Genomic DNA, 13,739 nt, shown 5'->3' on the forward strand with positions numbered 1-13,739 from the left:
GACGAAGAGCGTCAGTACATTATTTCCGGCCAGGAAGCGCAGCATCAGACCGGCAACACCAAAAAAATGTCGGCTCGTCAGATCCTGCGCAACCGCCAGTTCTGGGGCATCGCGCTGCCGCGCTTCCTGGCGGAACCCGCCTGGGGCACCTTTAACGCCTGGATCCCGCTGTTTATGTTCAAGGTGTATGGCTTCAACCTGAAAGAGATTGCGCTGTTCGCCTGGATGCCGATGCTGTTCGCCGATCTCGGCTGCATCCTTGGCGGTTATCTGCCGCCGCTGTTTCAGCGCTGGTTCGGCGTTAACCTGATCGTTTCGCGCAAGCTGGTGGTGACCATGGGCGCGGTGCTGATGATTGGCCCCGGCACTATCGGCCTCTTCACCAGCCCCTATGTCGCTATCGCGCTGCTCTGCGTCGGCGGCTTTGCCCATCAGGCGCTCTCCGGCGCGCTGATTACGCTCTCTTCCGACGTCTTCGGCCGTAACGAAGTCGCTACCGCCAACGGTCTGACCGGCATGGCGGCATGGACAGCCAGCACTATGTTTGCGCTGGTGGTCGGCGCGCTGGCCGATACGCTGGGCTTCAGCCCGCTGTTCGCCGCGCTGGCGGTGTTCGATCTGTTAGGCGCCGTGGTGATCTGGACGGTATTGCGCAATAAGCCTGTCTCTGAGCTGGAGAACGAGGTGGTGCCGCCGCAGGGAGCAACCGTACGCGGCTGAGGCTGCCAGTTGCTGACCCGCCCGCCAGGCGGGAAAACAAGCGTCCCGCGTCATAATGGCGCGGGACCTTTTATTTAGCGGCCGCAAAGTGGTATAACAACTTTATTTGCGACACGGGAATACGCTATGGAACTGACCGAACCTCGTCGACTTTACCAACAGCTCGCCAGCGATCTGAAAAGCCGTATCGAAACAGGCATTTATCCTGTAGGCGATAAGCTGCCCGCCGAACGCCTGATCGCAGAAGAGATGAACGTCAGCCGCACAGTGGTGCGCGAAGCGATTATCATGCTGGAGGTGGAAGGCTACGTCGAGGTGCGCAAAGGTTCCGGTATTCACGTTATAGCCAGCCAGCAGCAAAACCGCGTGATGACCTCAAGCCAGCTCGAATTCGCCACCTTTGGCCCCTTCGAGCTGCTGCAGGCGCGCCAGCTGATTGAGAGCAACGTCGCCGAGTTCGCGGCGACGCAGGTGACGCGCCAGGACATTATCGAGCTGATGGCGATTCAGGAAAAAGCGCGTCAGGAAGATCACTTCCGCGACTCTCAGTGGGACATGCAGTTTCACGTGCGCATTGCGCAATCCACCCAAAACAGCGCGCTGGCGGCCATTGTCGAAAAGATGTGGCTGCATCGCCTGCACAACCCCTACTGGCTTAAGCTCCACGAGCATATCGACCAGCGCAGCATTCTCAGCTGGTGTGACGACCACGATCAGATCCTCAAGGCGCTGATGCGCAAAGATCCCGCCGCCAGTAAACTGGCGATGTGGCAACATCTGGAAAATACTAAACAGATGCTGTTCAACGCGACCGCCGATGATTTTGAATTTAATGTGGATCGTTATATGTTTGCCGAGAATCCCGTCATCCTGCCGGATGGTTCTAGCCATTCACATTGATTCTGCTGCGTTTTCGCGCAGGAAAGTCAGTTAATCTGCAATAGTGTCAGGTCGTGTAAAGCTCCTTTTGACGGGCCTTGTCAAAAGGTAAAACTCCTGTGCGACAGACACATCCCCCTGTCTCAGCCCTGTAGTTTTTGTTACAGTTAGCGCCCCTTTTTTACCCTTTGCGACAGGGTTTAAAAATTCGCTGGTTAAACAATCTGTTCTGGAAGGATCCGGAAAACTCTGCCCAGACTGTGCTCCTAAAACAGATAACCAAACGCCGGTCTGCGCTTATGTCCTTTGAGACGCGTTAAACAATGATGTTCAGGAATGATTGATGGATATTTTGCATGCGTTGCTGCAGGCCTTGTGGCAACAGGATTACGAAACCCTTTCCGATCCGACGCTGGTATGGGCCATTTACGGCGTGCTGTTCATGATCCTCTTTCTGGAGAATGGCCTGTTGCCCGCCGCATTTTTGCCGGGCGATAGCCTGTTGATTCTGGTAGGCGTGCTGATCGCCAAAGGCACCATGAGCTTCCCGCTGACGATTCTGGTGCTGACGACCGGCGCCAGCCTCGGCTGCTGGGTCAGCTATATTCAGGGCCGCTGGCTCGGCAATACGCCGACGGTACAGAAGTGGCTCTCTCACCTTCCCGCCCAGTATCACGCTCGCGCGCACAGCCTGTTTCATCGCCACGGCCTGTCAGCACTGCTGATTGGCCGCTTTATCGCCTTCGTGCGCACCCTGTTGCCGACCATTGCCGGTCTTTCCGGCCTGGATAACGCCCGCTTTCAGTTTTTTAACTGGGTCAGCGCGCTGCTCTGGGTAGTCATCCTTACCGTACTCGGCTTTGCGCTGGGCAAAACGCCAATCTTCCGTCGCTATGAAGATGAAATGATGTTCTGCCTGATGCTGCTGCCGCTGGTGCTGCTGATTGTCGGCCTGGTTGGCTCGCTGGTGGTGCTGTGGCGCAAGCGCCAGGCGAATCAGAATGGTAAGGGCGAGTCATGAAAATTCACCGCCCCATTCCCCGCCGCATGCTGCCCTGGCTGGCGATCGCCGCGCTGCTGCTGCTGACCATCGGCCTGACGCCGATGCTGCTGCAGCATGAAAGCGTGGTGCAGATCCGCGTATCCCACGCGGGCGGCCCGCTGCCTGACGGGTTTTATCTCTATCAACAGCTGACGGCGCAGGGCATTCGCATCAAAAGCATTACCCCTTCAGGTGATGCACTGATTATTCATTTCGAAAACGAAGAGCAGAGCCTTGCCGCACAAAAAGTGCTGCGTCGTTTGCTGCCGGACGGCTTTGTCGTCGCCAGGCACCCCGATTCGGCTTCCGCCTCCTCAACCATGCTGAATATTTCCTGACCTACCGTTGCCGTCCTGCGCTGGCAGGACGGCAACAGAATAATCTGTATCCCCCCGTCTTTTTTGAACTTTTTACAGGCGCTGTCTATGCTTAGTGGATGGCTCAGCTATCTGACACGCCAGGAGATGACGCTGTCTGGTCACGGCAGGTCAGTAACAATGGAAGGTAACAAGCCTGATGAAACATCAATTACTTCTTGGCCTCGCGCTGTTTTCTCTCTCGGGTTCGCTGATGGCGGCGGAATCGCTGTGTCAGCAGAAAGAGCAGGACATTCAGCATGAAATTGCGATGGCGAAACAGCATAACAATCAGCGTCGCGTCAATGGACTGGAGCGCGCCTTAACCGAAGTACGCGCCAGCTGTAGCGACAATAAACTGAAAGCCTCTCATCAGGCGCGCATCAAGGCGCAGCGAGAAAAAGTCGCAGAGCGCGAACGCGAGCTAAAAGAAGAGCGTCAGGAGGGCGACGACAGGGAAAAAATTGCCAGACGTGAACATAAATTGGAAGAAGCCCGCCAGGATTTGAAAAAGTTACAGGCGGAGCCTTATTAATCCGGACTCAATCACTGAAGCTAAAAGGAACATTACATGTCAAAAGACACTTCATCAGAACATTTGCGTGCTGAGTTAAAAAATCTGGCGGATACGCTGGAAGAGGTGCTGAGCAGCACCACGGATAAGTCTAAAGGCGAACTGGATAAGCTGCGTCAGAAAGCGCGCGTAGCGCTCGACAGCTCACGCGAGAAGCTGGGCGATTCTGGCGAATATCTGGCGCAAACCACGCGTGAAGCCGCGCAGAAAGCAGACGGCTACGTGCGTGAAAACCCCTGGCATGGCGTTGGTATCGGTGCGGCAATTGGCGTGGCGATCGGCATCCTGATTTCACGGCGTTAATTATGGCGGATTCTCAGCAGAGCCACGGCCCCGGCAAAGGGGTCATCAACATCGGTCAGCGCATCGTCACTACGCTGGTCAGCATGGTCGAGACCCGTGTACGTCTGGCGGTGGTCGAGCTGGAAGCGGAAAAGGCCAACCTGATTCAGCTGCTGCTGATGGTTGGTCTGACTATGTTGTTTACCGCCTTCGGACTGATGAGCCTGATGGTGTTGATTATCTGGGCCGTCGACGCGCAGTATCGCCTGATGGCGATCGGCATTACGACCGGCGTACTCTTTCTTCTGGCGATTATTTTCGGCCTGTGGAGCCTGCGCAAATCGCGTCAGTCCACACTATTGCACCATACGCGCAAAGAGCTGGAGACCGATCGTCAGCTGCTGGAGGATAACCGCGCATGAGCAGCAAACAGGAACGTGAAGCGCGCATCCATGCGCTGTTGAGCGATATACAACAGCAGCGGCTCGACCTGAGCGCAAGCCGCCGTGATTTTCTGCAAAGCACCGCGCAGTATGACCGCGGCTGGCTGACGTTCCTCAGCATGCGGCGCTATCTGGCTATCGGCAGCAGCGCGCTGGCTATCTGGTCGGTGCGCAGCCCGAATAAATTTATGCGCCTGCTCAAGCGCGGATTTGGCGTCTGGAGCACCTGGCGCATGCTGAAAGCGGCCCTGCCGCAGCGCTAATTTTTCTCTCTCTGTAGCCGGTGCGAAAACGCCGGCTTTTCTTTATCAGATTTCCTGAACAACACCTACAGAATATCTCGCTTACAACCTTTTCACTCCGCGACTATTATCTCCAGCTATCAGCTCAGCAAACGACTAAAGCGCCTTATGCTGGGAACTACATAACGCAGGCGCTGCTGTCCTGCCGTAAAATTAGCCTGGAGTAAATGATGAAAAAATTCGAAGATACTGGCCTGCTGCTGGCGCGCATTTTAATGCCGATCCTGTTTATCACTGCCGGCTGGGGCAAGATCACTGGCTATGCGGGCACGCAGCAGTATATGGAAGCGATGGGCGTACCCGCCTTCTTCCTGCCGCTGGTTATTCTGCTGGAGTTCGGCGGCGGCCTGGCGATTCTGTTCGGCTTCCTGACCCGCTTTACCGCGCTCTTTACCGCGGCTTTCACCATCCTGACGGCGTTCCTCTTCCACAGCAACTTCGCGGAAGGCGTTAATCAGATAATGTTTATGAAAAACCTCTCTATCGCGGGCGGTTTCCTGGTGCTGGGCCTGGTGGGTCCGGGCGCGTACAGCCTTGACCGTCTGCTGCGTAAAAAAGCGCAGCCGGTGGGCGTACTTCGCTAAGCACATCTTGCGTAATGCCGCATATACTTAGCAGGGCGAGGAGACTCCTCGCCCTGTTTGCACTGGAGGCGATATGGGCCAACTGATCGAAGGTGTCTGGCACGACACATGGTACGATACCAAATCAACCGGCGGACGCTTCAAGCGTACTGAAGCAGTCTGGCGCAACTGGGTAACGGCGGATGGCAGCGCCGGCCCCACGGGCGAGGCGGGCTTTAAAGCTGAACGCGATCGCTATCATCTGTATGTTTCTCTCGCCTGCCCCTGGGCGCACCGCACACTGCTGATGCGTAAGCTGAAAGGGCTGGAGTCGATGATCGACGTCTCCGTGGTGCATCCTTTGATGCTGGAAAACGGCTGGACATTCGACGACGATTTTCCCGACGCCACCGGCGACAAGCTCTATCAGAATGAATTTCTCTATCAGCTCTATCTGCATGCCGATCCTCACTACACCGGACGCGTTACCGTACCAGTTCTGTGGGATAAGCAGCAGGGCACCATCGTCAGCAACGAATCGGCGGATATCATCCGCATGTTCAACAGCGCTTTTGACGCCGTTGGCGCCCGCGCGGGCGATTACTATCCGCCTGCCCTGCGCGAGAAGATAGACGAGCTGAACGGCTGGATTTACGACACGGTTAACAACGGCGTCTACAAGTCGGGCTTCGCGACTTCGCAGGCGGCCTATGACGAGTCGGTGACGGCGCTGTTTCACTCGCTGTCGCGGCTGGAGCAGATTCTGGGACAGCACCGCTACCTGACCGGCGATCAGCTGACCGAAGCGGATCTGCGCCTCTGGACTACGCTGGTGCGTTTCGATCCGGTTTACGTCACCCACTTTAAGTGCGACCGTCATCGCATCGGCGACTACCTCAACCTGAGCGGCTTTCTGCGCGATATCTACCAGATGCCGGGCATCGCCGATACCGTGAATCTGCCCCATATCCGCCATCACTATTACGTCAGCCATAAAACCATCAACCCGAACGGCGTTATTTCGCTGGGTCCGGCGTTTGACTGGGATGAGCCACACGGCCGCGGTTAATCGTTCGCGCCGTCCTCTCATTGGAACGGCGCGCGTCTGAACTGTTATAAAAATTCTGCGCGTTTCTGTGTCTCCTCCGGCTCACTGTTATCTGTTCTACTGAGCAGAAAAGTGACGGTGAGGTGAACAATGGACGCCATTAAACAAATTTTAATTGATGAGATCGCTACGCTTAATCGTGAGGAGCGCCGTGACAACCGGCCGCGTTTTAGCTTCTCTTTTCTGAAAACCCATCCCGGGCTTTGGGCAGTCATGTATCTCTGCTATGCCCTGTGCGTGGCGCTGATTTTTTCTACCGAAATGCTGGGCTGGCCCGCCTTCTGGTTCGCTACCATTTTCGTACTGGTAATGAGCTTTCTGATGCTGCTGGATATCAACCCGAAATATCGCTTCGAGGATATCGACGCGCTGGATCTGCGCGTCTGCTATAACGGCGAGTGGTACTACGTGCAGCCGGTTTCTGAAGGCGGCGTGAAGAAGATTTTGAATCTGCCGGATGCGCCGGAGCAGGTGAAAAGTGGCATTCATCGTCTGCTACAGCAGAAAGGCGAAGTCGATTTCTATGACATCTACTATCTGACCTGGGGCCACCAGCAGGCAGCGCAGGTTTAAACCTTACGCTGTTCGGCAATCAGCCTTCCCAGCGTCTCGACCGCCGCTTCGGCGCGTGTATCCCACGGCCAGGCGGCGTTAATGCGAAAACAGTGGGTAAACTCCTCGCCCGCTGAAAACAGCCGCCCCGGCGCGATGCTGATCCCCTGCTGTAATGCCTGCTGATAAAGCTGTGTCGTATCATAGCCGCGCGGCAGCGTTACCCACAAAAAGAAGCCGCCCGGCGAATCGCTCACGCTGGCGCCGTCCGGCAGCACGCGGCGCAGCGCCTGACGCACCCACTCTTTACGCCGCGCCAGCGTCTGCCGCAGTTTTTTCAAATGGCTATCGTAGCGGCGCGTAGCGAGAAAATCTGCCAGCGCCAGCTGCATCGGCGCGCTGGTAGAGAGCGTGCTCATCAGCTGCAGGCGCTGGATGCGCTGCGCGTGCTGTCCCGCCGCGACCCAGCCGACGCGGAACCCGGCGACCAGACATTTGGAAAAGGAGCCGCAGTGCAGCACGTCGCCGCCGCGATCCCAGTATTTCGCCGGATGCGGCGGTTCATCGCCTGTCCAGAGTTCGGCGTAGACATCGTCTTCTATCAGCGGAACCTGATAGCGTGCCAGCAGCGCCACCAGCTGCGCCTTGCGCGCGGGCGAAAGGGTAACGCCAAGCGGATTTTGCAGCGTGGTCATCAGCCAGCACGCTTTCACCGGCCAGCGCTGCAGCGTCTCTTCCAGCTGCTGCATATCAATGCCCTGCTGCGCGTCGCTCGGCACCGCCAGCGCTTTCAGCTTCAGGCGCTCGATCGCCTGCAGCGCGCCATAAAAGGTCGGCTGCTCGATAACCACATAGTCGCCTGGTTCGGTAAGCGCCTGCAGGCTGAGATTGAGCGCTTCCAGCGCGCCGTTGGTAATCACGATTTCATCTGGCGACAGCGTAATGCCCTGTCGCGCATAGCGCTGCGCCAGCATCTGCCGCAGCGCCGCGTTGCCGGGTGGAAGATTATTGAGCGCGTCGAGCGGCGTCAGCTGATGTGAGACGTTGGTCAGCGAGCGCATCAGCTGACGCTGAGGAAAGAGTTCGGGGTCGGGGAAGGCGGAGCCAAAAGGCACGATATCCGGATCGCGGATCGCTTGCAGCACGTCGAAGACAAAATCGTTAATATCGACCTGCTCGCTGAGCGCCACCTGCGCCGGCGCGGTTTGCAGCGCGCGCGGCGCGACGTAGTAGCCGGACTGCGGACGCGAGACGATCCAGCCCTGGCTTTCCAGCACCTCGTAGGCGTGCATCACCGTCATCAGGCTTAGCCCATGCTGCGCCACCTGCTGACGAAGCGACGGCAGCTTCGTGCCTGGCAGCCAGATACCCGCCTCGATCTGCTGCTGAATCTCATCCGTCAGTTGCTGGTATTTCGCCACGGGCTGCTCCTTTCGTTGCCGCTGCGCAGTTTAACATGGCGAGGTCGTGAGGCAACGGGGAAGCCCCAACGGCGGCGAACGTGGCGCAAACGCGGGCGGCAGCTTACTCCAGAAAGCAAAAACCCCGCTTGCGCGGGGTTTTCACCTGAAAAGTCGAAACTGACCGATAAGATAGCCTGAACAGGCAAATGTTTATAATAATCAAATAAATATAAAAATATTATCCAAATCCTACTTTTCTTTCATCCCGACCAGGGCCTTTTTAATGTCCCTTTTTTACCTGACGTTAGAGCTACTGTCGGAGTAGTACTAGCAACATGGACTGAGTGTAGACTGAGTGAAAAACAGACGTTAGGATAAAATTGCTTAACACAGGGAGTCTTGCAAATGGACACAACTGAAGAATTTAATGGAACATACTTTTTCAAGGGACTACCCAACCTCACCGCCGGTGAATTGTTCTTCTTTGTTTTTCTTGAGGAGGCTCAAAAGCAGCTTGGTACGGATGATATAGCGGCACTGGCTCTTATCATTCTGGGACAACCAACGCAAAGCACAAGGGGAAAGCCAGTACAAGCAACGCCCGGAACATCAATTCTTAGTGAAAACCTTCGGCGCTGGTTAAAATTCCGTGTTAATCGCTGGCCTACGCTAACAAATCAAAGTATTCGGCATTTACGTTTTAGCTATGTGACTAACCTGGGCGCTTTTGCGGGCCGCTGGATACCGATCCTTGGGGTTATTTTTATAATGAATGATGTTTTACGAATAGGGTTTAATGCTCTGAACACTTATAACCGAATTGCAAGAGGGAGCGATCGCATATGGTGAATGATATCGGTAAATGCGTTACTGAATGGTATGAAAGAAGCTACAACAGCAAACCGCTATTTGCCAAAGCTAAACCTGTATTAACGCCAGAGACGAGTTTAAATACGGGGAAATATCCCTGGTCCAGAGAGACCGGTGATGAAATTATGAAGGACTACTTCAAGCGATTTAACGTTGATTATAGTAATTTCAATTTCCTTTCATACTGGCCCTACGAAAAAGGCATGCTACCAAACTTCCTTCGCCCAAATTCCCAGAAGATCCAGTCGGTGTCTCCCAAGCCGCTAACAATTCAGATGCTGATTGACTCCGCTAAAGCGGGTTATTGGTTGTTTGATTAAATGTCAAATGTAGTATGTTTGTGGCGGCACTCACCCGCCCCTTATACGAAAATCTTGCCTCTGTTAAAAAAGTGCTGAAGAAGAACTTAATAAAAATTTTAGCCGCCATTTTTTGAAAAAAGGTCACATACTCAAATACCACTTTATTTATATTCCATACAGAAATAAACCTATGCAGGCAGATCCCCCCCTCATTTAGCAAGCTATTACTGAAAAGCGTTAATGGCCGATAAAAAACAGAGTCAGAAAGCCGAGATTATATCTGTGAAGAAATAACTTGTCTGTTCACAATGATGTTAAAGCCGCCTACCCTATCTGGGCGAGAAAAAAACGGGAAAAGTATTTTAAAAACTAAATGCGCATTCCCGATGCAGACGTTGAAGGCTGTTTGCCGCCTAAAGTCACAGGTTGCGCATTTATCACAATGCGTTTCGAATATTATTTCATACGCAGCGATATATCCCTTATGGGCCGAAATGTTCGTGATTTGAGCAGGCAGCTTTGTCATTTTCAACGGCGGCGAACGTGGCACAAAGTGGGCGGCAACTTGCTCCAGAAAGCAAAAACCCCGCTTGCGCGGGGTTTTCACCTGAAGAGTCGAAACTGACCGATAAGCCGGGTTCTGTCGTGGACAGTCATTCATCTAGGCCAGCAATCGCTCACTGGCTCAAGCAGCCTACCCGGGTTCAGTACGGGCCGTACCATGCGAACCCCTATTTGGCCTTGCTCCGGGTGGAGTTTACCGTGCCGCGAACTGTTGCCAGACGCGCGGTGCGCTCTTACCGCACCCTTTCACCCTTACCTGATCCCATAAATGGGCCATCGGCGGTTTGCTCTCTGTTGCACTGGTCGTAGGCTTGCGCCCCCCAGGCGTTACCTGGCACCCTGCCCTATGGAGCCCGGACTTTCCTCCCCTCTGCCCGTCTCCCTACAAGAGGGACGACGACAAAGCGGCGACTGTCTGGTCAGCTTCGGCGCCGGATGATAGGCCATTCGACTGCAATTGTCACGTCTCTTGCTGATCGAGAGCAAAGCGATAGAGCGCATTTTTCTTCACGCCGTGGATTTCCGCGGTCAGCGCCGCCGCCTTTTTCAGCGGCAGCTCTTTCTGCAGCAGCGCCAGCGTGCGCAGCGCTTCGGCGGGCAGCGCCTCTTCGTCCGGCTTATGCCCTTCGACGACCAGCACCATCTCCCCTTTGCGGCGATTCTCATCCTCTTTGACCCAGGCGAGCAGCTCACCCACCGGCGCGCCGTGAATCGACTCCCAGGTCTTGCTCAGCTCGCGCGCCAGCACCACGTAGCGCCCGGCACCCAACTCGCTCGCCATATCCTGCAGGCTGTCGAGCAGACGATGGGTAGACTCATAGAAAATAAGGGTGCGCGGCTCCTGCGCCAGCGCGCGCAGCGTGTCGCAGCGCGCCTTGGTTTTGGCAGGCAGAAACCCTTCGTAACAGAAACGATCGGACGGTAACCCGGCGGCGCTTAATGCTGTGACGGCAGCGCAGGCGCCAGGCAGCGGCACCACGCGAATGCCCGCCTCGCGGCAGCGGCGTACCAGATGGTAACCCGGATCGTTAATCAGCGGCGTGCCGGCATCGGAGACCAGCGCGATGCTCTGCCCTTCCTGCAGCTTCGCCAGCAGCAGTTCGGCCTTCTGCTGTTCATTGTGGTCGTGAAGTGCGAAGAGCCGCGCAGCGATGGCGAAATGTTGTAGCAACACTCCGGTATGACGTGTATCTTCCGCTGCGACCAGATCGACGCCCGAAAGCACCGTCAGCGCCCGCTGGGTGATATCACCCAAATTACCAATCGGGGTTGGAACGATGTAGAGCGTGCTGGCAGAAATCTCTGCCCGATCGAGTTGTTTCATTGTTTCATCCGAATTGCCGATTTAATATTGAGCATCTTGAAAAAAACATCACTGGATACAGTATGCTTCCTTCAAAAGTCGTTCGTCATAAAGCAGGACGCTTTGTGCCTGTCCTTCTTGCTGGGCTGATTTTAGCCGCCTGTAGCGGTCAGGGGCCGCAAACCTCAAACGTTAATATTCAGGGACCCGTGACCGGCGGGTCTGATTACTATCTGCAGCAAGTGCAGCAAAGCAGCGATGATAGCAGGACAGACTGGCAATTACTTGCCATCCGTGCCCTGATGAAAGAAGGAAAGTATCCACAGGCTGGCCAGCAGCTTAACCAGCTGCCGAGCCGCCTCAGCGACACGCAACAGCAGGAACTGCTGCTGCTTAAATCGCAGTTCCTGTTTAGCCAGCAGAACGTGCCGGGCGCGACGCAGCTGCTGAATCAGGTGAAAGTCGACGACCTGTCGAAAGAGCAGCAGGCGCGCTACTACGGTCTGCAGATCGCCGCCGCGCAGGGTAAAACCTCGCTGGCGCTGCTGCGCGCCTATATTGCGCAGGAGCCGCTACTGACCGGCGACGATCATCAGAAAAACATCGACGCCACCTGGCAGGCGCTGACGCAGATGACGCCGCAGGAAGCCAGCAGCCTGGTGATCAACGCCAGTGAAAATACCCTGCAGGGCTGGCTGGATCTGCTTAACGTCTGGCGCGCCAACGCGCAGGACGGCGAGATGCTGAAGTCCGCTCTTAAAGACTGGCAGACGCGCTATCCGCAAAACCCGGCGGCTAAAACCCTGCCGACGCCGTTAAGCCAGGCGCAGAACTTTACCAAAGCCTCTACCAGCACCATCGCGCTGCTGCTGCCGCTGAACGGTCAGGCGCAGGTCTTCGCCAGCGCGATTGAGAAAGGCTTCAACGATGCGAAAAACGGCGCCCTGAACGCTGCGCCGCAGCCGACCGCGCCGACCGCAGCTCAGCCTGCCGCCGCAGACGCGCAGCCTGCGCCGACCGGCGCAGCCAACGCCGTGGTCAGCCCGGCAGCCGCCTCGATCACGCCAGCCGAGTCGCAGCAGCCCGCCGCTGCGCAGCCGCAGCAGCCGACGGCAAGCGCCCCTTCCAGCACTGCGCAGGTCAAGGTGTATGACACCAGCAGCCAGCCGATTCAGCAGGTGATGCAGCAGGCACAGCAGGACGGCGCCACCCTCGTGGTCGGTCCGCTGCTGAAAAGCAACGTTGAAGCGGTCGCTAACAGCCAGACGTCGCTTAACGTTCTGGCGCTTAACGCGCCGGAGCAGATCCAGAACCATCCGAATGTTTGTTACTTTGCGCTTTCTCCTGAAGACGAAGCGCGCGATGCCGCGCACCATATGTGGGATCAGGGCAAACGCCAGCCGCTATTGCTGGTGCCGCGCAGCAGCTTCGGCGATCGCGTGGTTAACGCCTTTGCGCAGGAGTGGCAGAAACTGGGCGGCGGTGCGCCGCTGCAACAGCGCTTTGGCTCGACTGCTGAGCTGAAGCAAGGCATCAACAGCGGCGCGGGCATTACGCTGAGCGGCACGCCGGTTACTACGCAGCCGGCTGAACCGCAGGGTGTCGCTATCGCCGGGCTGAATATTCCCTCGCCGCAGCAGCAGAGCGCGCCGCCAGCGGCGAGCAGCGGCGGCAACGTCGATTCGGTCTATATCGTTTCAACGCAGGATGAGCTGCAGCTGATCAAGCCGATGATCGCCATGCGCACCGGCAGCCGTAGCGCGGCATCGCTCTACGCCAGCTCGCGCAGCTATCAGGCTGGCGCAGGCCCCGATTTCCGCCTGGAGATGGAAGGACTGCAGTTCAGCGATATTCCGCTGCTTTCAGGTCGTAATCCGGCGCTGATGCAGCGGGCAGCGCAGTCGTTTAACAACGACTATTCGCTGGTTCGCCTTTATGCAATGGGCATTGACGCCTGGACGCTGGCGAACAGTTTTAATCAGATGCGCCAGACGCCGGGCTTCACCATTGACGGCAATACCGGCAAGCTGAGCGCGAATCAGGATTGCGTGATCAACAGGGCGTTGTCATGGAGCCAGTACCGTCAGGGCGCGATCGTTCCCGCCTCCTGACCTCGCGGCGCCTCGGCGCTGAACAGGAACAGCGCGCCCGGCGCTATTTAGAGCGCGCCGGGTTGCGCTGGATCGCCAGCAACGTGACTTATCGCGGCGGCGAGCTGGATCTCATCATGCGCGACGGCGCATGCTGGGTGTTTGTGGAGGTGCGCTACCGGCGCGATGCGCGCTACGGCGGCGCGCTGGCCAGCGTCACCCGCCTCAAGCGGCAAAAGCTGTTGCGCGCCGCCGCCCTTTGGCTGTCGCAGCGCGGCGGCAGTTTTGATACGGTGGATTGCCGTTTCGACATCATCGCCATTACCGGTACGGCGCTGGAGTGGCTGCCCAATGCCTTTAATGCAGACGTATAGAACCAGGTGGTC

The 13,739-nt window shown here is 56.6% G+C and carries 17 protein-coding genes and 1 other RNA gene; 15 read left to right on the forward strand and 3 right to left on the reverse strand.

Annotated elements, in window-relative coordinates; all coding sequences use genetic code 11:
* The 11 genes from B3797_RS01970 to B3797_RS02020 all read left to right on the forward strand — a co-directional run.
* Positions 1 to 720, forward strand: a 720-nt coding sequence (locus B3797_RS01970) for an MFS transporter (protein ID WP_311790242.1), incomplete at its 5' end; no start/stop codon positions are given.
* A 126-nt stretch (positions 721 to 846) separates the two neighbouring features.
* Positions 847 to 1,620 carry a transcriptional regulator ExuR gene (exuR, locus tag B3797_RS01975; RefSeq protein WP_311783734.1) on the forward strand — a complete coding sequence of 258 codons (774 nt, stop codon included), beginning with the start codon at positions 847 to 849 and terminating at the stop codon, positions 1,618 to 1,620.
* A 322-nt stretch (positions 1,621 to 1,942) separates the two neighbouring features.
* Positions 1,943 to 2,620 carry a DedA family protein gene (locus tag B3797_RS01980; RefSeq protein WP_311783733.1) on the forward strand — a complete coding sequence of 226 codons (678 nt, stop codon included), beginning with the start codon at positions 1,943 to 1,945 and terminating at the stop codon, positions 2,618 to 2,620.
* Positions 2,617 to 2,979 (forward strand): EnvZ/OmpR regulon moderator MzrA, encoded by a 363-nt coding sequence (mzrA, locus tag B3797_RS01985; protein ID WP_311783732.1) that lies wholly within the window; start codon positions 2,617 to 2,619, stop codon positions 2,977 to 2,979. Before B3797_RS01980 ends, mzrA begins: the two co-directional genes overlap by 4 nt.
* 178 nt (positions 2,980 to 3,157) lie before the next feature.
* The gene (locus B3797_RS01990) at positions 3,158 to 3,532 is read left to right on the forward strand and encodes a DUF1090 domain-containing protein (protein WP_120454933.1); all 375 of its coding nucleotides are present in this window, start codon (positions 3,158 to 3,160) and stop codon (positions 3,530 to 3,532) included.
* Positions 3,533 to 3,568: 36 nt separating this feature from the next.
* Positions 3,569 to 3,874: a DUF883 family protein gene (locus B3797_RS01995; RefSeq protein WP_048784365.1), complete on the forward strand. Its 306-nt coding sequence runs from the start codon at positions 3,569 to 3,571 to the stop codon at positions 3,872 to 3,874.
* A gap of 2 nt (positions 3,875 to 3,876) precedes the next feature.
* Positions 3,877 to 4,275, forward strand: a complete 399-nt coding sequence (locus B3797_RS02000; RefSeq protein WP_311783731.1) for a phage holin family protein — start codon at positions 3,877 to 3,879, stop codon at positions 4,273 to 4,275.
* Positions 4,272 to 4,559, forward strand: a complete 288-nt coding sequence (locus tag B3797_RS02005) for a YqjK-like family protein (protein WP_311783730.1) — start codon at positions 4,272 to 4,274, stop codon at positions 4,557 to 4,559. The genes B3797_RS02000 and B3797_RS02005 overlap by 4 nt, the downstream gene beginning before the upstream one ends.
* 209 nt (positions 4,560 to 4,768) lie before the next feature.
* Positions 4,769 to 5,182, forward strand: a complete 414-nt coding sequence (locus B3797_RS02010; RefSeq protein WP_311790275.1) for a DoxX family protein — start codon at positions 4,769 to 4,771, stop codon at positions 5,180 to 5,182.
* A 73-nt stretch (positions 5,183 to 5,255) separates the two neighbouring features.
* The gene (locus tag B3797_RS02015; RefSeq protein WP_120454941.1) at positions 5,256 to 6,230 is read left to right on the forward strand and encodes a glutathione S-transferase family protein; all 975 of its coding nucleotides are present in this window, start codon (positions 5,256 to 5,258) and stop codon (positions 6,228 to 6,230) included.
* 129 nt (positions 6,231 to 6,359) lie between these two features.
* Positions 6,360 to 6,842, forward strand: coding sequence for a YlaC family protein (locus B3797_RS02020; RefSeq protein WP_120454943.1), 483 nt, complete (start codon positions 6,360 to 6,362; stop codon positions 6,840 to 6,842).
* Here B3797_RS02020 and B3797_RS02025 read toward each other — a convergent pair.
* Positions 6,839 to 8,242 carry a PLP-dependent aminotransferase family protein gene (locus tag B3797_RS02025; protein ID WP_311790243.1) on the reverse strand — a complete coding sequence of 468 codons (1,404 nt, stop codon included), beginning with the start codon at positions 8,240 to 8,242 and terminating at the stop codon, positions 6,839 to 6,841. The two genes, B3797_RS02020 and B3797_RS02025, sit on opposite strands and share 4 nt — an antisense overlap.
* 387 nt (positions 8,243 to 8,629) lie before the next feature.
* On the opposite strand from B3797_RS02025, the gene B3797_RS02030 reads away from it, so the two are divergent.
* Positions 8,630 to 9,073, forward strand: a complete 444-nt coding sequence (locus tag B3797_RS02030; RefSeq protein WP_311790244.1) for an STM2901 family protein — start codon at positions 8,630 to 8,632, stop codon at positions 9,071 to 9,073.
* The gene (locus B3797_RS02035; protein WP_311790245.1) at positions 9,067 to 9,414 is read left to right on the forward strand and encodes a DUF1493 family protein; all 348 of its coding nucleotides are present in this window, start codon (positions 9,067 to 9,069) and stop codon (positions 9,412 to 9,414) included. Before B3797_RS02030 ends, B3797_RS02035 begins: the two co-directional genes overlap by 7 nt.
* A 595-nt stretch (positions 9,415 to 10,009) precedes the next feature.
* Here the strand turns inward: B3797_RS02035 and rnpB are convergent.
* Together rnpB and rsmI are read right to left on the reverse strand one after the other, a co-directional pair.
* An RNA gene (gene rnpB, locus B3797_RS02040) (RNase P RNA component class A) lies at positions 10,010 to 10,387 on the reverse strand.
* A gap of 33 nt (positions 10,388 to 10,420) precedes the next feature.
* On the reverse strand, positions 10,421 to 11,284 hold the full coding sequence (gene rsmI, locus B3797_RS02045) for a 16S rRNA (cytidine(1402)-2'-O)-methyltransferase (RefSeq protein WP_311790246.1): 864 nt from the start codon (positions 11,282 to 11,284) through the stop codon (positions 10,421 to 10,423).
* 62 nt (positions 11,285 to 11,346) lie between these two features.
* Here rsmI and B3797_RS02050 point away from each other — a divergent pair, with 62 nt between their 5' ends.
* Both B3797_RS02050 and B3797_RS02055 read left to right on the forward strand, forming a co-directional pair.
* Positions 11,347 to 13,374: a penicillin-binding protein activator gene (locus B3797_RS02050; protein WP_311790247.1), complete on the forward strand. Its 2,028-nt coding sequence runs from the start codon at positions 11,347 to 11,349 to the stop codon at positions 13,372 to 13,374.
* Positions 13,332 to 13,727, forward strand: a complete 396-nt coding sequence (locus B3797_RS02055; protein WP_120454951.1) for a YraN family protein — start codon at positions 13,332 to 13,334, stop codon at positions 13,725 to 13,727. The genes B3797_RS02050 and B3797_RS02055 overlap by 43 nt, the downstream gene beginning before the upstream one ends.
* The last annotated feature ends 12 nt before the right edge of the window (positions 13,728 to 13,739 follow it).

It is taken from the genome of Pantoea sp. UBA5923, from assembly GCF_002431095.1.
Lineage (GTDB): Bacteria > Pseudomonadota > Gammaproteobacteria > Enterobacterales > Enterobacteriaceae > Pantoea > Pantoea piersonii.

What these genes read in the sequence shown, in the direction of transcription:
- exuR (WP_311783734.1), top strand. Translation starts at nt 847, where the DNA reads ATGGAACTGACCGAACCTCGTCGACTTTACCAACAGCTCGCCAGCGAT.
- B3797_RS01980 (WP_311783733.1), top strand. Translation starts at nt 1,943, where the DNA reads ATGGATATTTTGCATGCGTTGCTGCAGGCCTTGTGGCAACAGGATTAC.
- mzrA (WP_311783732.1), top strand. Translation starts at nt 2,617, where the DNA reads ATGAAAATTCACCGCCCCATTCCCCGCCGCATGCTGCCCTGGCTGGCG.
- B3797_RS01990 (WP_120454933.1), top strand. Translation starts at nt 3,158, where the DNA reads ATGAAACATCAATTACTTCTTGGCCTCGCGCTGTTTTCTCTCTCGGGT.
- B3797_RS01995 (WP_048784365.1), top strand. Translation starts at nt 3,569, where the DNA reads ATGTCAAAAGACACTTCATCAGAACATTTGCGTGCTGAGTTAAAAAAT.
- B3797_RS02000 (WP_311783731.1), top strand. Translation starts at nt 3,877, where the DNA reads ATGGCGGATTCTCAGCAGAGCCACGGCCCCGGCAAAGGGGTCATCAAC.
- B3797_RS02005 (WP_311783730.1), top strand. Translation starts at nt 4,272, where the DNA reads ATGAGCAGCAAACAGGAACGTGAAGCGCGCATCCATGCGCTGTTGAGC.
- B3797_RS02010 (WP_311790275.1), top strand. Translation starts at nt 4,769, where the DNA reads ATGAAAAAATTCGAAGATACTGGCCTGCTGCTGGCGCGCATTTTAATG.
- B3797_RS02015 (WP_120454941.1), top strand. Translation starts at nt 5,256, where the DNA reads ATGGGCCAACTGATCGAAGGTGTCTGGCACGACACATGGTACGATACC.
- B3797_RS02020 (WP_120454943.1), top strand. Translation starts at nt 6,360, where the DNA reads ATGGACGCCATTAAACAAATTTTAATTGATGAGATCGCTACGCTTAAT.
- B3797_RS02030 (WP_311790244.1), top strand. Translation starts at nt 8,630, where the DNA reads ATGGACACAACTGAAGAATTTAATGGAACATACTTTTTCAAGGGACTA.
- B3797_RS02035 (WP_311790245.1), top strand. Translation starts at nt 9,067, where the DNA reads ATGGTGAATGATATCGGTAAATGCGTTACTGAATGGTATGAAAGAAGC.
- rsmI (WP_311790246.1), bottom strand. Translation starts at nt 11,284, where the DNA reads ATGAAACAACTCGATCGGGCAGAGATTTCTGCCAGCACGCTCTACATC.
- B3797_RS02050 (WP_311790247.1), top strand. Translation starts at nt 11,347, where the DNA reads ATGCTTCCTTCAAAAGTCGTTCGTCATAAAGCAGGACGCTTTGTGCCT.
- B3797_RS02055 (WP_120454951.1), top strand. Translation starts at nt 13,332, where the DNA reads ATGGAGCCAGTACCGTCAGGGCGCGATCGTTCCCGCCTCCTGACCTCG.